Raw genomic sequence first — 19,578 nt, forward strand, 5'->3', positions numbered from 1 at the left:
TCAACCCCTGCGTATGCCCCTGGCGAACACGGGCATACCGGCGCGGGCCGGTCGTTACCCTCGTTTGTAAGGCGCCCCCGGTGCGCCTCGAGGAGTGAAGATGTTCGAGAGATTCACCGACCGAGCCCGTCGTGTGGTTGTGCTCGCCCAAGAAGAGGCGAAGATGCTCAACCACAACTACATCGGGACCGAGCACATCCTGCTCGGCCTGATCCACGAGGGCGAGGGCGTCGCCGCGAAGGCGCTCGAGAGCCTGGGCATCTCGCTCGACGCCGTGCGCGAGCAGGTGCAGGACATCATCGGCCAGGGCCAGCAGCAGCCGACGGGGCACATCCCGTTCACGCCGCGCGCCAAGAAGGTGCTCGAGCTGTCGCTGCGCGAGGCGCTGCAGCTCGGCCACAACTACATCGGCACGGAGCACATCCTGCTCGGCCTCATCCGCGAGGGCGAGGGCGTTGCCGCCCAGGTGCTCGTCAAGCTCGGCGCAGACCTCAACAAGGTGCGCCAGCAGGTCATCCAGCTGCTCAGCGGGTACCAGGGCAAGGAGCCCGCGGCCGTCTCCGGCGCCGCCAACGAGGCCCCCGCGGGTGCGCAGGGCGGCTCGCAGGTGCTCGACCAGTTCGGCCGCAACCTCACCCAGGCGGCGCGCGACAACAAGCTCGACCCGGTCATCGGGCGCGAGAAGGAGATCGAGCGGGTCATGCAGATCCTCTCGCGTCGCTCGAAGAACAACCCCGTGCTGATCGGCGAGCCCGGCGTCGGCAAGACCGCCGTCGTCGAGGGACTGGCCCAGGCCATCGTCAAGGGCGACGTGCCCGAGACGCTCAAGGACAAGCAGCTCTACTCGCTCGACCTCGGCTCGCTCATCGCCGGATCCCGCTACCGCGGTGACTTCGAGGAGCGCCTGAAGAAGGTCACCAAAGAGATCCGCACCCGCGGCGACATCATCGTCTTCATCGACGAGATCCACACCCTCGTGGGTGCCGGTGCCGCGGAGGGCGCGATCGACGCCGCCTCGATCCTGAAGCCGCTGCTCGCCCGCGGCGAGCTGCAGACGATCGGCGCGACGACCCTCGACGAGTACCGCAAGCACTTCGAGAAGGATGCTGCGCTCGAGCGCCGCTTCCAGCCGATCCAGGTCGCCGAGCCGAGCCTGCCCCACGCCATCAACATCCTCAAGGGTCTCCGCGACCGCTACGAGGCGCACCACAAGGTGCAGATCACCGATGGTGCGATCGTCGCGGCGGCGAACCTGGCCGACCGCTACATCAGCGACCGCTTCCTGCCCGACAAGGCGATCGACCTGATCGACGAGGCCGGCGCACGCCTGCGCCTGTCGATCCTGTCGAGCCCGCCCGAGCTGCGCGAGTTCGACGAGAAGATCGCCGACGTGCGCACGCAGAAGGAGCGCGCCAGCGAGGAGCAGGACTTCGAGAAGGCCGCGTCGCTGCGCGACGAGGAGAAGTCGCTGCTCGCCGAGCGCCTGCGCCTGGAGAAGCAGTGGAAGTCGGGCGACGTCGCCACCCACGCGGTGGTCGACGAGGGCCTGATCGCCGAGGTGCTCGCCCAGGCCACCGGCATCCCGGTGTTCAAGCTCACCGAGGAGGAGTCCAGCCGCCTCGTCTTCATGGAGAAGGCGCTGCACCAGCGCGTCGTCGGCCAGGAGGAGGCGATCGCGGCGCTCTCGCGCACGATCCGCCGTCAGCGTGCCGGTCTGAAGGACCCGAAGCGCCCGTCCGGCTCGTTCATCTTCGCCGGCCCCACCGGCGTCGGAAAGACCGAGCTCGCCAAGGCGCTCGCCGAGTTCCTGTTCGACGACGAGGGTGCGCTGATCTCCCTCGACATGTCGGAGTTCGGCGAGAAGCACACGGTCTCGCGCCTGTTCGGCGCCCCTCCCGGATTCGTCGGATTCGAAGAGGGCGGCCAGCTCACCGAGAAGGTGCGCCGCAAGCCGTTCTCGGTCGTGCTGTTCGACGAGATCGAGAAGGCGCACCCGGACATCTTCAACTCGCTGCTGCAGATCCTCGAAGAGGGTCGCCTGACCGACGGTCAGGGCCGCGTCATCGACTTCAAGAACACCGTCATCATCATGACGACCAACCTGGGCTCCTCGGCGATCGCCGGCGGCCCGGTCGGGTTCCAGGTCGAGGGCAACGCGCAGACCAGCTACGACCGGATGAAGGGCAAGGTCGACGAGGAGCTCAAGCGGCACTTCAAGCCCGAGTTCCTCAACCGCGTCGACGACGTCATCGTCTTCCCGCAGCTGGACAAGGACGAGCTGCGCCAGATCGTGGGCCTGTTCACCAAGCGTCTCAGCGAGCGCCTGCTCGACCGCGACATGACGGTGGAGCTCAGCGACGCCGCGAAGGACAAGCTCATCGAGATCGGCTTCGACCCGACGCTCGGTGCCCGTCCGCTGCGCCGCGCCATGCAGCGCGAGGTCGAGGACCAGCTCAGTGAGAAGATCCTCCACGGCGTGCTGAACCCGGGCGACCACGTGAAGGTCGACGTCGAAGGCGGCGAGTTCGTCTTCGAGAACGGCCCCCGTGGCGAGAAGGTCGCGGTCGGTGTCGTCGCCGGCGGCGAGATCAGCGCCACGCCCGACCTCGCTGCCGGGGCGGCGTAACGCCACACGCACGAAGAGCGGATGCTGCACCTCCTTGCGAGGGGCGGCATCCGCTCTTCTGCGTCCCCGGCGCGTTTCGTCTCGCTGCGCTCGCTCACCGACCCGCCCGTCGCCGGGGCCGTAGGCTGGAGCCGATGAGCACGTTCACCGTCCGCCCCGCTCGCACGGCCGACGTGCGCGGCATCCTCGCGCTGCTCGAGCCCTACGTGCAGCGCCGCATCCTGCTCGGCAAGGACATCGTCGTGCTCTACGAGGCGGTGCAGCAGTTCCTCGTCGCGGAGGACGAGGGCGGCGTGCTCGTCGGATGCGGGGCCCTCCACGTGATGTGGGAGGACCTCGGGGAGGTGCGCACGCTGATCGTCGCGGACGACTGGCTGCACAGGGGTGTCGGGCACGCGATCGTCGACGGGCTGGAGGAGCAGGCGCGGGTGCTCGGTCTGCGCAGGCTGTTCTGCCTGACCTTCGAGGTCGACTTCTTCACACGGCGCGGTTTCCACCCGATCGGGGAGCAGGTCGTCGACCCCGACGTGTACTCGCAGCTGCTGCGCAGCCCCGACGAGGGCATCGCCGAGTTCCTCGATCTCGCGCACGTGAAGCCGAACACCCTCGGCAACACGCGGATGCTCAAGCAGCTCTGACGCCGCGCGCCGCCCGGGCGCATCGACCAGGCGTGCTTACCCTGGGGGCATGACGGGCACCACCGGCCGCAGGCGGCACTCTCCCGCGGTCTATCGACGACGGCGTCTGGTGACGCTGCTCGCCCTGCTGCTCGTGATCGCGGGGGTCGTCTGGCTCGTGGTCGCCCAGCCGTGGCGGGGCAGCGCCGACGACGCGGGCAGCGACACCACGAGCACCTCCGAGACCGTCGCCGAGCAGGCGGGCGCCGATGAGCTGCCTGTGCCCGAGTCCACGACCGCCACCGGTGCCACCCCCGACGCCGGCGCGAGCGCGTCGGCGTCCGCGACCCCGGGGGCCACCGCATCCGCCGCGCCGTGCCTGGCGAGCGACATCGACGTCGTGGCCGTCACCGACAAGGAGAGCTACGCGAGCGGACAGCACCCGAAGCTGTCGATCAAGCTCACCAACACGGGTGAGGACTGCACGATGAACGTGGGCACCAGCACGCAGGTGTTCACCATCACGAGCGGCGACGACACATGGTGGCGCTCCACCGACTGCCAGGGCGAGCCCAGCGACATGATCGTGCTGCTGAAGGCCGATCAGACCGTCGAGAGCGCGACCCCCCTGGAGTGGGACCGCACCCGATCGTCGGTGTCGACCTGCGACAGCGACAGCAGGCCGACCGCCTCCGGCGGAGGAGCCACCTACAACCTGTCGGTCGAGATCGGCGGCATCCTCTCGCTGGAGGCGACGACCTTCCTGCTCTACTGAGCGGGCTTGTCGCCGAACACCTCGCCCTCCATGGCGTCGTAGCCCTCCGACTGCGGGTCGCCGTGCGCGCCGCCCGAGAGCGCGTACTCCTCCTCCGGCGAGAGCACGAGGCGGGTGCGTCCCCAGAGGGCGAAGAACAGGATCCCGAGGACGAAGACCACCAGGAACGTGATCACCGCGGTGGCGAACACGCTGTTCAGCACGATGCCGAGGAACGCGCCGAACGCGAGCACGAACGCGACGGCAGCGCCCCAGACCCCCGTGGGCGACCGGTACGGGCGGCGGGCGTCCGGGAACTTCCTGCGCAGGACGATGAACGACACCATCTGCATCATGTACGAGATGACGGCGCCGAAGACCGCGATGAAGAGGATGACGCCCGTCGCCGAGCCCGCGGCGTCCGCGTCCAGCGACGGCAGCACGATCAGCACGAACGTCAGGATCAGGTAGCCGATGACACCGCCGACGAGGAGAGCCACCCACGGCGTCTGGTACCGCGCGCTCGTCAGCGAGAGGAACTTCGGGTAGTAGCCCGCACGGGAGAGCGAGTACATGTTGCGCCCGTAGGCGAACATGATCCCCTGCAGCGAGGCGAGGAGGCCCACGAGAGCGAACAAGGCGAGGACCGCTGCGGCGCTCTCGGGCATGAAGACGCGGAAGCCGGCGAGGAGCGGCTCATCGCCGTCTCCCGGTGACACCGTGATCGCGGCCGTGCCGGTGACGGCGGGGTTGAGGAACAGCACGAGCAGGCCGGTGATCGTCAGCGTCACGACGCCCCAGACACCCGCCTTCGGGATGTCCTTGGCCGGGGTGTGCGACTCCTCCGCCGCGAGCGGCAGCTCCTCGATGCCGAGGAAGAACCAGATGGCGAAGGGCAGGGCGAACAGGATGCCGATGCCGCCGAACGGCAGGAACTCGGTGTTGCCCTCCGTCGGGGCGATGTCGAACAGGCGCGAGAAGTCGACGGAACCCGTGACGAGGGCGGAGATGGCGAAGAAGAGGATGACGCCGATGGAGATGAGCGCGACGACCAGGGCGAAGCGGAATCCGATCGAGGCGCCCATCGAGTTCAGTCCGATGAAGACGACGTAGAGGATGATCCACCACAGCCAGTTCGGCAGCGAGACGCCCGTCAGTGCCGAGAGCGCGGAATCCGCATACACGCCGGAGAACCACACGATGACGGCCGTCGTGACGACGTACTCGATCGTCTCCGCGAATCCGGTGACGAAGCCGCCCCAGGGGCCCAGCGCCGCGCGCGAGAAGGAGTAGGCGCCGCCGGTATGGGGCATCGCCGCCGACATCTCGCCGATCGAGAAGATCATGGTGAAGAACATCACCGTGATCAGCAGCGTGCCGATGAGCATCGCACCCCAGCCGGTGGTGCCGAGGCCCACGTTCCATCCGGAGAAGTCGCCCGAGACGACGGCGGCGATGCCGAGGCCCCACAGCCCCCATACTCCCGCGCTGCGCTTGAGCTGACGTTTCTCGAAGTAGTCGGCCCCGGCATGCGTGTACGTCACGCCGCTCACGGTCTTGGATTCGGACATGAGAGATCCTCGCTTCGTCGGGCAAAGGTCGCTGCGGCGGGGTCAGCCGCGTCTTGGGATAGAGAATGGCGTTGAAAGGTACTTGTTGTCTACCTTTAGATGTGAAATCTGTGTGACGCGCGCGGCGGGACGGCGGGCGGCATCCGACTGCGACGGTTCGTTCCGGCCCCTGAGGAGGAGACATGACGGCATCGGCGCCGCTCGGCACGGCCGAGCTGGACGCGGCCATCGCGGCCGGCGAGATCGACACGGTGATCGTCGCGTTCGGCGACGCGCAGGGGCGCCTGTCGGGCAAGCGGGTGTCCGCCCGGCTCTTCCAGGAGGAGGTGCTGCCGCACGGCGCGGAAGCGTGCGACTACCTCCTGTCGGTCGACGTCGACATGAACACCGTCGACGGGTACGCGATGTCGAGCTGGGCGAAGGGCTACGGCGACATGGTGCTGCGCCCCGACCTCTCGACGCTGCGGCGCGTGCCGTGGATCCCCGGCAGCGCGCTGGTGATGGCCGACCTGCAGTGGGAGGACGGCGAGCCCGTCGTGCCGGCGCCGCGCAGCATCCTGAATCGTCAGCGCGAGCGCCTCGCCGAGCGGGGACTGGTCGCCTACTCGGGCACCGAGCTGGAGTTCATCGTCTTCGACGACTCCTATCGGGATGCGTGGCGCAAGGGGTACCGCGATCTCACGCCCTCCACCGACTACAACGTCGACTACAACCTGCTCGCCACCACGCGGCTCGAGCCGCTGCTGCGCGACATCCGGCTCGGCATGGAGGGCGCCGGGCTCTACTGCGAGGGCGTCAAGGGCGAGTGCAACCTCGGCCAGCAGGAGATCGCGTTCCGCTACGACGAGGTGCTCGCGACCGCGGACCAGCACACGATCTACAAGAACGGTGCGAAGGAGATCGCCGAGCAGCACGGCAAGGCGCTGACGTTCATGGCGAAGTTCAACGAGCGCGAGGGGAACAGCTGCCACATCCACCTCTCGGTGCGCTCGGAGGACGGCGACACGGTGATGGCCGGTGACGGCGAGCACGGGTTCAGCCCGCTGATGGGCCACTGGATCGCAGGCGTGCTGGCGACCCTGCGCGAATTCACGCTGCTGTACGCGCCGACCATCAACTCCTACAAGCGCTATGCGAAGGGGTCGTTCGCGCCGACCGGGGTGGCCTGGGGCGTCGACAACCGCACGTGTGCGCTGCGCGTCGTCGGGCACGGCGCGGGGCTGCGGGTGGAGAACCGGGTGCCCGGCGGCGACGTCAACCCGTACCTCGGCATCTCGGCGATCATCGCCGGCGGCCTCTACGGCATCGAGAACGAGCTGCCGCTGCCCGAGCCGCTCACCGGCAACGCCTACGACGCCGGGGTCGACACCCTGCCGACCACCCTGCGTGAGGCGGCCGAGCTGTTCGCCCAGTCGGCGATCGCGCGGGCCGCGTTCGGCGACGACGTGGTCGAGCACTATCTGAACCAGGCGCGCATCGAGGTCGAGGCCTACGACGCCGCCGTCACCGACTGGGAGAGGGTGCGCGGCTTTGAACGGCTCTGACACGAAGGACGGCGGCGACGTTTCGTCTCGCTTCGCTCGCTCAACGAGCCGGTTCGCCGACCGCCGACCGGTGATCGGCCTGACCACCTATCTGGAGCAGGCGAAGCAGGGTGTGTGGGACGTGCGCGCCGCGTTCCTGCCGCAGCAGTACTTCGACGCGGTGACCGCATCGGGTGGCATCGCCGTCCTGCTGCCCCCGCAGCCGGCACCCGACGACGCCGCGGCGGCGGTGCTCGCCGGGCTCGACGGCCTCATCCTCACCGGCGGCCTCGACGTGCAGCCCGAGCTCTACAGTGCAGAGCGCCACCCGCTCACCGACCCGGCCCGGCCCGACCGCGACGCCTGGGAGCTCGCCTTGTTCGCGGGCGCGGAGGAGCGCAGGATGCCGGTGCTCGCGATCTGCCGCGGCCTGCAGCTCGTGAACGTGGCGAAGGGCGGCACGCTGCACCAGCATCTGCCCGAGGCGCTCGGCACCGATCGGTTCCGCATCGGCGGCGGCGTGTTCGCGACCAACACCGTCGAGATCGACGAGGGCTCCCGGCTCGCCGGCCTGATCGGGCCGGGGGACTTCGACGTGCACAGCTACCACCATCAGGGCATCGACCGGCTGGGCGAAGGGCTCGTCGCGACCGCGCGCACCGACGACGGGCTGGTGCAGGCATTCGAGTCCGACGGCGAGGGCTACCTCGTGGGCGTGCAGTGGCACCCGGAGGAGAACGCCGCCGACCGCCGGCTGTTCGCCGGCCTGGTCGCGGAGGCGGCGGCGTTCGCGCACGAGCGCACCCAGGGCGTGCACGCATGACGGCGCCGGGCGGCCTCTTCACGCTGATCAATCCGTCGACCGGCCAGGGCTTCCGCGAGGTGCCGCGCGCGACGGTCGAGGAGGTCGACGACACGGTCGCGCGAGCCGTGGTCGCCCAGCGGGCGTGGGCGGAACTCGCCCCGGTCGCCCGGGCCGACGCGCTGCGCGCGTTCGCGCGCGTCGTGGAGGCGCACGGGGAGGAGCTCGCCCAGCTCGAGGTGCTGAACTCCGGGCACCCGATCGAGTCGGCTCGCTGGGAGGCGGCCCACGTCGCGCAGGTGCTGAACTTCTCCGCGGGCGCCCCTGAGCGGCTGAGCGGGCGTCAGATCCCGGTCGCGGGCGGGCTCGACGTGACGTACCACGAGCCCTACGGGGTGGTCGGGGTCATCGTGCCGTGGAACTTCCCGATGACGATCGCGTCGTGGGCATTCGGGCCCGCGCTCGCCGCCGGAAACGCCGTCGTGCTCAAGCCGGCGGAGCTCACCCCGCTGACCGCCGTGCGGCTGGGTGAGCTGGCGCTCGAAGCCGGGCTGCCCGATGGCCTGTTCGCGGTGGTCACCGGCTCCGGGTCGGTCGTCGGTCAGCGGTTCGTGACGCATCCCGATGTCCACAAGGTCGTCTTCACCGGCTCGACCGAGGTGGGTGTCGACGTCGCCGCCGGATGCGCTCGGATGCTGAAGCCCGTCACCCTCGAGCTCGGCGGCAAGAGCGCCAACATCGTCTTCGACGACGCGGACCTCGAGCGGGCCGCTGCCGCCGTTCCCGGTTCGGTGTTCGACAACGCGGGGCAGGACTGCTGCGCGCGCAGCCGACTGCTCGTGCAGCGGAGCGTCTTCGACCGCTTCCTCGAGCTTCTCGAGCCCGCGGTGGCGGGCTGGCGGGTGGGGGATCCGGCGCTCGCGTCCACGCAGATGGGTCCGCTCATCTCGGCGGCTCACCGCGACACGGTGTCGTCCTTCCTCGACGGCGCCGATGTGGCGTTCCGTGGCGCGGCACCCGAGGGTGCGGGCTTCTGGTTCGCGCCGGCGGTGGTGCTCGCCGAGCCGGGCGACCGCATCGCGCAGGACGAGGTGTTCGGCCCCGTGGTGGCCGTGCTGCCGTTCGATGACGAGGCGGATGCGGTGCGCCTGGCCAACGACACCCCCTACGGCCTCGCGGGCTCCCTGTGGACCGAGAACCTGGGCCGCGCCGTGCGCGTCTCGCGCGGCGTGCGCAGCGGCGTGCTGTCGGTGAACTCGCACTCGTCCGTGCGGTACGCGACCCCGTTCGGCGGGATGAAGGCGTCGGGCCTGGGCCGCGAGCTCGGTCCGGACGCTGCCGAGCACTTCACCGAGACCAAGAACGTCTTCTACGCGACGGACGCCCAATGACATCCCATTCCGTTTACGGACGCGACACGCCGCTTCGGCGCGGCGGGACGCGGCGTGTCGCGTCCGTAAACGGGTGGGGGGAGCCAGCCACATGAAAGGAACGCGATGGATCTGACCCAGCGACTCAAGGACCGGGTGGCCATCATCACGGGCGGCGCGAGCGGCATCGGCTTGGCCACGGCCAAGCGGTTCGCCGCGGAGGGGGCGATCGTCGTGATCGCCGACCTCGACCCGACCTCGGGCGAGGCGGCGGCGAGCGAGGTCGGCGGCCTCTACCGGCACGTCGACGTCGCCGATGAGGGCTCCGTCGACGCGCTGTTCGACGGCGTCGCCGACCAGTTCGGGCACCTCGACATCGCGTTCAACAACGCCGGCATCTCGCCCGCCGACGACGACTCGATCGAGACCACCGAGCTGCCCGCGTGGGACCGCGTGCAGGACGTCAACCTGAAGAGCGTCTACCTCTGCTCGCGTGCAGCCCTGCGCCACATGGTCCCGGCCGGCCGCGGCTCGATCGTCAACACCGCGTCGTTCGTCGCGCTGCTCGGCTCGGCGACTTCGCAGATCTCGTACACCGCCTCCAAGGGCGGCGTCCTGGCGATGACGCGGGAGCTGGGCGTGCAGTTCGCACGTCAGGGCATCCGCGTGAACGCGCTCTGCCCCGGCCCGGTCAACACGCCGCTGCTGCAGGAGCTGTTCGCGAAGGACCCCGAGCGCGCGCAGCGCCGCCTGGTCCACGTGCCGGTCGGGCGGTTCGCGGAGCCGGAGGAGATGGCCGCCGCGGTGGCGTTCCTGGCCTCGGACGACGCCTCGTTCATCACCGCGACCGCGTTCGTCGTCGACGGCGGCATCACGAACGCGTATGTGACCCCCCTGTGAGCGCCCGCCGTGGTTCGTAACTCAGGCAGATCGGTGCGCTGGGGGGTCGGAACGGGCCGCCCAGCGCGATTCTGCCTGCGTTGTGCACGGTTGGACGTCACAGACACAGACCGGCGACGGGAGAGGACCCCATGAGCGACGCCCCGCTGCGCGAAGTGCACCGGTCGGTCTACCGACCCGTGCGCGAGGGCAACGCGCTCGAGGACACCGTCGCCCGGCTCGTGCAGACCGTGCGGCTCGGCGTCGTCGCCCCGGGGGAGTCGCTGCCTTCAGAGCGCGAGCTGGCCGCGCTCTACGCGGTGAGCCGCGACACGGTGCGCGAAGCGATCCGCGAGCTCGCCGTCGCGGGGTATCTGGAGCGGCGCCGCGGGCGCTACGGCGGCACGTTCGTCGCCGACCCGCTGCCGCGCCCCGCCGACCCCGGCACCGTGCCGGCCGACGAGATCGAGGACGTGCTCGGCCTCCGGCGTGTGCTGGAATCCGGGGCGGCGCGGGCGGCGGCCGCCCGCACGCTCGACGCCGCGTCGCGCGCCGAGCTGTGGGCGCGGCACGAAGCAGCCTGCGCGGCGGGCGAGGCCGACTACCGCCGGGCCGACACGCTGCTGCACCTGACGATCGCGGAGCTCGCCGGCATCCCCTCGCTCGTCACCCTCGTCGCCGAGAACCGGGCGAAGGTCAACCTGTGGCTCGATACGTTCCCGCTGCTGCCGGGCAACATCGAGCACTCGAACGGCCAGCACGAGCAGATGGTGACGGCGATCCTCGCCGGGCGGGGGGATGCTGCCGAGGCCGCCGTCCGCGAGCATCTTGCGGGGTCGGAGGCCCTGCTGCGCGGGTTCCTGAGCTGAGCAGCGCCCGGCCGGCCGCGGCTAGGCTGGACGGGTGGCATCCGGAAAGAAGCGCAGCAAGAAGGAGCCGCCCGAGTTCCGCAACACCGCACTGAGCGACGCCCTGCAGACCCAGGACATCGCGGCGGTCGCGTTCGCGCTGCGCCACGGCCCGACCGTGGTGCCGCTGATGAACCCGGGCGACCGCGACAACCCGCTCGACGTCGGCGAGGTGTGGACCTACCGCGACGCGCAGGGCCAGGTCGCCCTGCTGCTGTTCAGCGACGCGGCGCACAAGCCCGCGACGCTTCCGCAGGCGGTCGCCCTGCAGCCGCCGGCGGCCCTGCGCGCCTTCCTCGGCGTGCACGGCGAGGAGATCACCACGGTGTTCTTCGACATCGCTGGCCCGCACCCCATGCAGGCGACGCCGGCCGACATCATCGCGGCGCTGGACGCCTGACCGCGGTCAGAAGCCGGGCGCCGCGTCGCCCGGACGGTCGCGCACCCGCAGTCGCACGTCGTTGAGCGCGCCGCCCAGCGAGCCGGAGCGGTTGTCGATCACGTCGGAGTAGCCGAGGCGGGCGGCCTCACTGCGCCGCTGCGCCGCCTGCGTCACGGGCCGCACCTCGCCGGCGAGGCTGAGCTCGCCGACTGCGGCGAGCGTCTTCGGGGTCGCCTGGTTGCGCACAGAGCCGGCCACCGCGATCGCGATCGCGAGGTCGGCGGCGGGTTCGGTGAAGCGGACGCCCCCGACGGTGGACACGTACACGTCGAGGTTCGAGGTGATGATGTTCGCCCGCTTCTCGAGCACCGCGAGCACCATCGCCACCCGGGCGCCGTCGACGCCGTTCACGACCCGTCGCGGATTCGGCGCGGCGGTCGCGATGGTCAGCGCCTGCACCTCGACCGGCAGTGCGCGCCGGCCCTCGAGCGCGATCGCCACGCAGGTGCCGGGCTCGGGGGCGCCATGCCCGAGGAACAGGGCGCTCGGATCGGGCACTTCGGCGATGCCGGCACCCGTCATGTCGAAGCAGCCCACCTCGTCGGTCGGCCCGAAGCGGTTCTTCAGCGCCCGCACGAAACGGAGCGACGTCTGCCGGTCGCCCTCGAAGTGGCAGACCACGTCGACCAGGTGCTCGAGCACGCGAGGGCCCGCGATCGAGCCGTCTTTCGTGACGTGGCCGACGATGATCACGGGCAGGCCGCGCTCTTTGGCGACGCGGACGAGTGTGGACGCGACTTCGCGCACCTGGCTCGGGTGGCCGGCGACGCCGTCGGAGAGCGCGGAGGAGACCGTCTGCACCGAGTCGACGATGAGCAGCTCGGGCCGGACCTCGTCGACATGGCCGAGGATCGTGGCGAGGTCGGTCTCGGCGGCGATGTAGAGCTCGTCGTGCAGGGCTCCGGTGCGCTCGGCGCGCAGGCGCACCTGGGCCGTGGACTCCTCGGCGCTCGCGTACAGCACGCGGCGCCCAGCGCGGGCGGACTGCGCGGCGACTTCGAGCAGCAGCGTCGACTTGCCGACGCCCGGCTCGCCGCTGAGGAGGATCGCCGCACCCGGCACGATGCCGCCGCCCAGCACGCGGTCGAACTCGCCGACGCCGCTGGTGCGCCGCGGCGCGTCGGTCGTGTCGACGGCGGTGATCGGCCGGGCCGCGCGCCCTGCACCCGGCGCCACGGGCGTCACCGCGCGCGAGAGCCCGGTCGGCTCGGCGGCTTCGACGACGGTGCCCCACTGCTGGCATTCGGCGCAGCGGCCGACCCACTTGAGGGTCGTCCACCCGCATTCGGTGCACCGATAGGGCGCGGCAGTAGGACGACGGGTGGCCATGGAATCAGGCTAGCCGCCGCATCCGACATCGACGCGTCCGCCACCCTCCGCCGCGGCGGAGGAAGTCAGGTTCAGTCGCGCAGCGAGGCGGCGACGTCGCGCAGCGCGTCGGCCGAACGGCGGAGCAGCCCCAGCTCGTTCGCCGAGAAAGTCGTCTCCATGATCGGCGTCGCGCCGGCGGCGTTGACGATCGACGGCACCGAGAGCGCGACCCCGGAGATGCCGTGGAAGTCCTGCAGCACCGGTGCGACGGGCAGGACGGCGTTCTCGTCGCCGAGGATCGCCTCGACGATGCGCGCGCTCGACAGGCCGATCGCATAGTTCGTCGCGCCCTTGCCCTGGATGACCTTGTAGGCGGCGTCGCGCACGTCGACCGCGACCTGGTCGAGCTCGTCGGCGGTGAACTTCGGCGAGCCGTCTGAGGGCACCCAGTCGAGGATCGGGACCGTGCCGATCGACGCCTTCGACCACAGCGGGAACTCGGTGTCGCCGTGCTCGCCGACGATGTAGGCGTGCACGCTCGAGGTTGAGACGCCGGCACGCTTGCCGAGCAGCCAGCGCAGACGGGAGGTGTCGAGCACCGTGCCGGAGGCGAAGATGCGCTCGGGCGGCAGGCCGGTCGCCTCCTGAGCGAGCACCGTGAGCACGTCGCACGGGTTGGTGACGATGACGTAGATGGCGTTCGGCGCCGCCTCGAGCAGCTGCGGCATCATCGACTTCATGATGCGGGCGTTGACCCCGGCGAGCTCGATGCGCGTCTGGCCGGGGTTCTGCTTCGCGCCGGCCGTGATGACGACGACGTGCGAGCCCTCGACCACCGAGAGGTCGCTCCCGCCGATGATGTCGCTCGACCCGGTGAACTGGGTGCCGTGCGAGAGGTCGAGCACCTCGGCCTCGGCCTTCTCGGTGGCGATGTCGTAGAGGGCGACGTGGCGTGCCGACCCCCTGATCAGGGCGGCGTACGCGGCGCTCGACCCCACGCTCCCGGCGCCGACGATGGTGACTTTGGAGTTCTCGATCACGCTCATGCGCTCAGTCTGGCAGGGGACGGATGCCGCGACCAGAGGGATTCGGGATCGGGCTGTTGCGGATGCCGAGGAAGGAGACGACAGCTCCCGCCGTCAGGAAGACGGCCGTCGTCACGGCGGCGCGGTGGAACCCGGTGAGGTCCAGCATCCCGCCGATGATCGGGGCGAGCATCGCGATCGCCAGCAGCCCGGCGACGCGGGCGACCGCGTTGTTCACCGCGGAGGCGATGCCGCTGTGGGCAGGATCGGCCGAGCCGAGGATGGCGGCGGTGAGGGGTGAGACGGTGGCACCGAGACCGACGCCGAACACGAGCATGCTCGGGAGCACCTGCGTCCAGTAGTCGAAGTCGTCCGACACGCTCAGCAGCAGCAGTGCGCCGATCGCCATGATCAGCGGGCCCACCGTCATGAACAGGCGCGGGCCGTACCTCGACGAGAGCGCACCCGCGCGCGAGCTCAGCGCGATGACAAGGAGCGTTGTCGGCAGGCTCGCGAGCCCCGCGAGGGTGGCGGGGAGCCCCGCCTCCTCCTGCAGGTAGATCGCGACGACGAAGCCGTTCAGCGACAGCGCGGCGTAGATCGCGAGGGTCGCGAGGTTGCCCATCGCGTAGTTGCGGGCCCGGAACAGGTCCAGCGGCAGGAGCGGAGTGCGGACCGTGCGCTGGCGCCACAGGAACGCGGCGAACATCGCGAGCCCGAGGAGCAGCGGCACCCAGATCACCGGCGACGACCACCCGTAGTTCGGCTGCTCGATGAGGGCGAAGACCGCGCCGCCGAGGCCCACCGTGCACAATGCCGCGCCGAGGATGTCGATGTGCGCGTCCGGGCTGCGCTCGTCGGGGTGATCGAGCCGCGTGATGAGCCACAGCGCGACCGCGATCGGCACGACGTTGATGAGGAAGACGAAGCGCCACGACAGGAAGTCGACGAACAGGCCGCCGAGGAGGGGACCTGCGACCATCGCGCTGGTCGTGAGCGCGGTCCAGGCGCCGATTGCCCGCGCCTGGCGCTCGCCGGTGATCGCGGAGGTGATGAGCGCGAGCGAGCTCGGCACGAGGAACGCGCCCGCCGCACCCTGGAGGAGCCGGGCGATGACGAGGATGAGGGGCGTCGGCGCGAGGGCGACGGCGAGGGAGGCGACGCCGAACCCGATCAGGCCGATCCGCAGCACGAGGAGCCGGCCGTACGCGTCGCTGACGGAGCCCGCCAGCAGGATGAGCGCGCTGAGGGTGAGCAGGTAGCCGTCGACCGTCCACTGCTGCGCGATGAGCCCGCCGCCGATCTCGGCGGTGATCGCGGGGAGCGCGACGTTGACGACCGAGCCGTCGAGGAACGCCACCCCGGACGCGAGCGCCGCGATCGCCACGACGAGCCGCTGCTGACCGGTCATCGGGGTGCCCATGCTCTCAACCTATGGCGTGCCGGCGGGGCGGGGGTCGTCGCGGAGCAGCCCGGCGATGACGGTGTCGACGGTGCGTGCCGCTGCGGCCTGGACCTCCTCGACGGACAGCCCCTGCAAGGGACCGTGCAGGGCGAGCAGAGCGAACCCGTGCACGGCGGACCAGCACGGCCACTCGGCGCCGGGGCGTGCCGCGGGGGCGAGCTCTCCGGAGGCGACCAGCGCGTCGAGCGCGGATGACAGGGAGGCGAGTGGCGGCGGGAGCTCGCCGGGGGCGGGCAGCTCGTCGATGAGCGCGTCCGGCGCGGCGAAGGCCACCTCGAACCAGCCGGGCTCGGCGAGGGCGAATGAGATGTAGCCGACGCCGACCGCGTGGAGGCGCGTGCGTGCCGTGGTCATGCCAGGAGCGGGCGCGGTGGTGAGCGACAGCATCCGCTCGACCATGCCCTCCTGGATGCGGAGGGCGACCGCGGCCAGCAGGGCGTCGCGGTCAGCGAAGTGCCGGTAGACGGCGTTCGGCGAGACTCCGACGCGGCGGGCGATGTCGCGCAGCACGATGGCGCGCGATCCGCTCTCGCGCGTCGCGGTGAGGCCCGTGGCGATGAGCGCCTCGCGCAGATTGCCGTGGTGGTAGGGCCTGCCGGGCTCGGTCGTCACAGCATCCTCTTGACGGGAACTCCTCGATGTGTACGCTGTGAACATACCACGCCGTGAGGAGCAATCATGACCGAGGTCACCGCACTTCCGCCTGTCGTCGACGAGGAGACCTGGCGCCGCGAGCTCGCCGCCCTGCGCGTCCGCGGGAAGGCGGCGACGCGGGAGCTGGATGCGATCGCCGCTCAGCGACGCCGGCTGCCGATGGTCGAGCTGCCCGAGTACACCCTCGTCGGCAGGGACGGACCGGTGCGCCTCGCTGACATCTTCGAGGGCAGGTCGCAGCTCATCGTCTACAACCACATGTGGTTCGAGGGCAAGGAATGGCACTGCCCCGGGTGCACCGGCTTCACCGCGCAGTTCACGAGGCTGGAGTTCCTCGAGCCGTACGACGCGCGATTCGTCATCGTGACGCAGGGTCCGATCGACGAGGCCCTCGCCTACAAGGAGAAGGTCGGCAACCGCATGGAGTGGTTCTCGACCGCCGACAGCCCGTTCGGCACGGACATGGACGCCCCACCGGGAGGCGGCTTCGCGATGAACGTGTTCCTCCGCGACGGCGACAAGGTCTACCGCACCTGGCACACGAACGGCCGGGGCACCGAGCAGCTCACGCACACCTTCTCGCTCATCGACGTGCTGCCGTGGGGGCGACAGGAGGAGTGGCAGGATTCGCCCGCCGGGTGGCCGCAGGGCGGCACCGGCGAGGGCTGGGAGGGATCGAAGGACATCGCCCGGCTGTACGGGCCCGCGGTCGTCTGATTCCGGATGCGGTGGGCCCTGATCCGCGCCGATTGGCGGGTTCGCGTGGCGTGACGTAAACTCGTCCGCGGTGACGTGTCCGAGCGGCCGAAGGTGCAACTCTCGAAAAGTTGTGTAGGGTAACCCCCTACCGTGGGTTCAAATCCCACCGTCACCGCCAGAAAAACCCCTGTTGATCAGGGGTTTTTCCATTTGCCCCACACAGGAGGTCGTCGTGGTCGATGTGGGTACGGCTGGCGGACGATGAGCGTCGCAGCCATCGCCGCCGTCGTGGCGCTCGTCGCCGGCGGGATCACGATCGGGCTGGTCGCGCTCCTTCACGTCCTCGAGCCCGAGTTCGACCCGTCCTGGCGGATGATCAGCGAGTACTCCCTCGGGCGGTACGGGTGGGTCATGCGGCTCGCGTTCGTCACGATGGCCATCAGCCCCGCCGCGACGTGCGTCGCCCTGTGGCCGTTCGGCGGCGCGTGGACCCTCGGCCTCGCGGCCGTGGCACTGGGTGCGCTCGGCGCCGCGTTCCTCGACGCCGACCCGATCATGACGTCACGCGCCCAAGCCACACCGGTCGGAAGGGCCCACACGGTCATGGGTGGTCTGTGCCTCGCCGGCTTCCCGCCCGCGGCGCTGCTCGCGGGTCTCGGTGTGGCGACCACGCTCGGGTGGGCGCTGGCGATCGCATCCGCTGTTCCGTTTGCCGGACTGGTGTGGTTCCTCATCGCCGCTGCCCCCGCCCACGGGCAGGGCGGCTCGCCTGCGATCCGGATCGGATGGCCGGACCGGTTCTGCCTCCTCGCCTACCTCGCATGGGTGGTGCTCGCCGCCGGCAGCGTGCTGGCTCTGGGGTGACGCTCGACAGCATCGCCGATACCCCGCCCAGAATGAAGACATGAACCGCGACGAGATCAGCCGCATCGCACACACCGACCACCCGATCGCCGCGCCGGTCGACGTCAGCAGCGCTCGTCGGCTGCTCGCGCGGCTCGACCCCGCCGGATCCGGTCGCGTCGTCGACCTCGGCTGCGGCTCGGGCGCGTGGCTCCTCGAACTGCTCGACAGCCGACCCGACCTGACCGCGGTCGGGGTGGACACCGCACTTCACCCCGACCGCGATGCGCGTGCCCGCCGGCGCGGGGTAGCCGACCGCCTCAGCTGGATCGAGGCGGATGCGGCGGCCTGGTCTCCCGCCGACGGCGTGCCCCACGACGCGGTCCTGTGCGTCGGTGCGAGCCACGCCTTCGGCGGACTGTCCGGCACGCTCGTCGCGATCCGCCGCCACCTGCGCCCGGGAGGGCGGGCCCTGCTCGGGGAGATGATCTGGGAGCACCCCCAGCCGTCGCGCGCCGCACAGGAGGCTCTCGATGCGCGCCCGGAGGATCTCCCCACGCTCTCGCAGCTGCTGCCGATCCTGGAGCAGCACGGCTTCGAGGCGGGGTATGCCCACATGAGCAGCGCGCAGGAGTGGGACGACTACGAGTGGTCGTGGACAGGATCGCTCGTCGCGTGGGCCGAGCGCGAAGCCTCGAACGACGCCGAACGCGAGCAGGCGCTCGCTGCCGCCCGGTCGCACCGGCGCCAGTGGATCGACGGCTACCGCGGTGAGCTCGGCTTCGTCACCGTCGTGCTCCACGACATCCGCACCCCGTGAGGGCATGAGCAGGAAGGCCGACAAGCCTTCCGTGGCACCGCTCTCACGATGACTCTGGCGTCGGTCCCGCGACCGCCCTATCTTGTGTGTCAGCGTCTGGCGCTCCACAGGACGCGACCCCACCACAACTCGTCGCCTTCAGCGACGCCATTTTGAAGGGAAGTCGAATGCCAGAAAGCAAGCCGACCATTGTCCTCGTCCACGGTGCCTGGGCGGACGCGTCCAGCTGGAACGCTGTCAGCGTGCCGCTGCAGGCGGAGGGGTACACGGTGCTCGCGCCGCCGAACGAGCTGCGCGGCCTGACGGGGGACTCGGCCTACATCGCGTCGTTCCTCGCGCAGCGCACCAGCGGTCCCGTCGTGCTCGTCGGGCACTCGTACGGGGGTGCCGTGATCACCAACGCGGGTGCTCAGGGCGGCGACGTCAAGGCGCTCGTCTACGTCGACGCCTTCATCCCCGACGAGGGGGAGACCGTCGTGGGGATCCTCGAGGGCTCGGGGTCGGCACTCGCGGTCGCCGACCCGACGACAGTCCTCGATGTCGCGGGATATCCGGGGGCCCCCGAAGGGGCGGCCGAGGCCTTCCTGAAGCCGGACACCGTGCACACGGCGTTCGCCCAGGACCTGCCGGAAGCGGACCGATGGACGATCGTCGCGACGCAGCGGCCGGCGTCGTTCGTCGCCAACGTCACCCCGTCGGGGGCGCCGGCGTGGAAGAAGATCCCCAGCTGGGCGGTGCTCGGCACCGACGACCTGGTCATCCCGATCGACACGCAGCGCCGCATGGCCGAGCGGGCGAACGCGACGGTGACCGAAGTCGACGCTTCCCACGTGTCGATGGTGTCGCAGCCGGAGGCGACGCTCGCCGCGATCCGTGCGGCGGTCGCCGCGATCAGCTGATGGCGAATCCACTCGAGAACCTGACGACGTCCGTGCCGTCCTGGGGCGCGAAGCTCGTGTTCGGCGAGAGCACCACGATCGGCGGGCGGGAAGTCATCCCGGCGGCTCTCGTGATCTTCGGGTTCGGTGGCGGGGGCGGCTCGGGCAAGTGGCCGGGTCGCGGACCCGTCCCGGAAGGCGAAGGCGAAGGGAGCGGCGGGGGCGGAGGTGGCTATGCCCTGCCGATCGGGGCGTACGTGGGCGGGCCGGACGGGTTGAAGTTCCGCCCCAACCCGGTTGCGCTGATCATCGCCAGCGTGCCGCTCGTGTCCGCCATCGGCTGGGCGATCGCCCGCATCGTCAGTGCGGTGAAGCTCGCACGGGACTGAGC

19 protein-coding genes and 1 tRNA gene are annotated in these 19,578 nt (G+C 70.6%); 15 read left to right on the forward strand and 5 right to left on the reverse strand.

Annotated elements, in window-relative coordinates:
* Positions 1-100: 100 nt before the first annotated feature.
* The 3 genes from Microterr_RS01115 (at position 101) to Microterr_RS01125 (ending at position 4,018) form a co-directional block, all read left to right on the forward strand.
* Positions 101-2,626 carry an ATP-dependent Clp protease ATP-binding subunit gene (locus tag Microterr_RS01115; RefSeq protein ID WP_263796630.1) on the forward strand — a complete coding sequence of 842 codons (2,526 nt, stop codon included), beginning with the start codon at positions 101-103 and terminating at the stop codon, positions 2,624-2,626.
* 134 nt (positions 2,627-2,760) lie between these two features.
* On the forward strand, positions 2,761-3,264 hold the full coding sequence (locus Microterr_RS01120) for an amino-acid N-acetyltransferase (RefSeq protein WP_263796629.1): 504 nt from the start codon (positions 2,761-2,763) through the stop codon (positions 3,262-3,264).
* Positions 3,265-3,313: 49 nt separating this feature from the next.
* Entirely contained in the window at positions 3,314-4,018 is a 705-nt protein-coding gene (locus tag Microterr_RS01125) for a hypothetical protein (protein ID WP_263796628.1), read from the forward strand.
* Here Microterr_RS01125 and Microterr_RS01130 read toward each other — a convergent pair.
* The gene (locus Microterr_RS01130) at positions 4,012-5,568 is read right to left on the reverse strand and encodes an amino acid permease (RefSeq protein ID WP_263796627.1); all 1,557 of its coding nucleotides are present in this window, start codon (positions 5,566-5,568) and stop codon (positions 4,012-4,014) included. The two genes, Microterr_RS01125 and Microterr_RS01130, sit on opposite strands and share 7 nt — an antisense overlap.
* Before the next feature lie 182 nt (positions 5,569-5,750).
* Between Microterr_RS01130 and Microterr_RS01135 the strand changes: the two genes are divergently transcribed.
* From Microterr_RS01135 to Microterr_RS01160, 6 genes are all read left to right on the forward strand, one after another.
* Entirely contained in the window at positions 5,751-7,112 is a 1,362-nt protein-coding gene (locus tag Microterr_RS01135) for a glutamine synthetase family protein (protein ID WP_263796625.1), read from the forward strand.
* 70 nt (positions 7,113-7,182) lie between these two features.
* Positions 7,183-7,914, forward strand: a complete 732-nt coding sequence (locus Microterr_RS01140; RefSeq protein WP_263798854.1) for a gamma-glutamyl-gamma-aminobutyrate hydrolase family protein — start codon at positions 7,183-7,185, stop codon at positions 7,912-7,914.
* A complete protein-coding gene (locus tag Microterr_RS01145; protein WP_263796624.1) occupies positions 7,911-9,284 on the forward strand; it encodes an aldehyde dehydrogenase family protein in 1,374 nt (457 codons plus the stop codon). Before Microterr_RS01140 ends, Microterr_RS01145 begins: the two co-directional genes overlap by 4 nt.
* A gap of 105 nt (positions 9,285-9,389) precedes the next feature.
* Positions 9,390-10,163 (forward strand): 3-oxoacyl-ACP reductase, encoded by a 774-nt coding sequence (locus Microterr_RS01150; protein WP_263796623.1) that lies wholly within the window; start codon positions 9,390-9,392, stop codon positions 10,161-10,163.
* A gap of 131 nt (positions 10,164-10,294) precedes the next feature.
* The gene (locus Microterr_RS01155) at positions 10,295-11,011 is read left to right on the forward strand and encodes a FadR/GntR family transcriptional regulator (protein WP_263796622.1); all 717 of its coding nucleotides are present in this window, start codon (positions 10,295-10,297) and stop codon (positions 11,009-11,011) included.
* Positions 11,012-11,045: 34 nt separating this feature from the next.
* On the forward strand, positions 11,046-11,450 hold the full coding sequence (locus tag Microterr_RS01160) for a dehydrogenase (protein ID WP_263796620.1): 405 nt from the start codon (positions 11,046-11,048) through the stop codon (positions 11,448-11,450).
* Between the two features lie 6 nt (positions 11,451-11,456).
* Here Microterr_RS01160 and radA read toward each other — a convergent pair whose 3' ends face one another.
* The 4 genes from radA to Microterr_RS01180 form a co-directional block, all read right to left on the reverse strand.
* A complete protein-coding gene (gene radA, locus Microterr_RS01165) occupies positions 11,457-12,821 on the reverse strand; it encodes a DNA repair protein RadA (RefSeq protein ID WP_263796619.1) in 1,365 nt (454 codons plus the stop codon).
* 71 nt (positions 12,822-12,892) lie between these two features.
* Positions 12,893-13,849 (reverse strand): L-lactate dehydrogenase, encoded by a 957-nt coding sequence (locus tag Microterr_RS01170; RefSeq protein WP_263796618.1) that lies wholly within the window; start codon positions 13,847-13,849, stop codon positions 12,893-12,895.
* Between the two features lie 4 nt (positions 13,850-13,853).
* The gene (locus Microterr_RS01175) at positions 13,854-15,251 is read right to left on the reverse strand and encodes an MFS transporter (protein WP_263796617.1); all 1,398 of its coding nucleotides are present in this window, start codon (positions 15,249-15,251) and stop codon (positions 13,854-13,856) included.
* Positions 15,252-15,260: 9 nt separating this feature from the next.
* Positions 15,261-15,905, reverse strand: coding sequence for a TetR/AcrR family transcriptional regulator (locus Microterr_RS01180; RefSeq protein ID WP_263796616.1), 645 nt, complete (start codon positions 15,903-15,905; stop codon positions 15,261-15,263).
* Between the two features lie 66 nt (positions 15,906-15,971).
* Between Microterr_RS01180 and Microterr_RS01185 the strand changes: the two genes are divergently transcribed.
* The 6 genes from Microterr_RS01185 to Microterr_RS01210 all read left to right on the forward strand — a co-directional run bounded on the left by Microterr_RS01185 (position 15,972) and on the right by Microterr_RS01210 (position 19,576).
* Positions 15,972-16,664, forward strand: a complete 693-nt coding sequence (locus tag Microterr_RS01185; protein ID WP_281974227.1) for a DUF899 domain-containing protein — start codon at positions 15,972-15,974, stop codon at positions 16,662-16,664.
* Between the two features lie 69 nt (positions 16,665-16,733).
* Positions 16,734-16,824 (forward strand) — tRNA-Ser (locus Microterr_RS01190).
* Between the two features lie 83 nt (positions 16,825-16,907).
* Positions 16,908-17,510, forward strand: a complete 603-nt coding sequence (locus Microterr_RS01195) for a DUF998 domain-containing protein (protein WP_263796613.1) — start codon at positions 16,908-16,910, stop codon at positions 17,508-17,510.
* A 40-nt stretch (positions 17,511-17,550) separates the two neighbouring features.
* Entirely contained in the window at positions 17,551-18,309 is a 759-nt protein-coding gene (locus tag Microterr_RS01200; protein ID WP_263796612.1) for a class I SAM-dependent methyltransferase, read from the forward strand.
* A gap of 167 nt (positions 18,310-18,476) precedes the next feature.
* Positions 18,477-19,208 (forward strand): alpha/beta fold hydrolase, encoded by a 732-nt coding sequence (locus Microterr_RS01205; protein WP_263796611.1) that lies wholly within the window; start codon positions 18,477-18,479, stop codon positions 19,206-19,208.
* Positions 19,208-19,576 (forward strand): hypothetical protein, encoded by a 369-nt coding sequence (locus tag Microterr_RS01210; protein ID WP_263796610.1) that lies wholly within the window; start codon positions 19,208-19,210, stop codon positions 19,574-19,576. Before Microterr_RS01205 ends, Microterr_RS01210 begins: the two co-directional genes overlap by 1 nt.
* The last annotated feature ends 2 nt before the right edge of the window (positions 19,577-19,578 follow it).

This window comes from Microbacterium terricola (genome assembly GCF_027943945.1).
Lineage (GTDB): Bacteria > Actinomycetota > Actinomycetes > Actinomycetales > Microbacteriaceae > Microbacterium > Microbacterium terricola.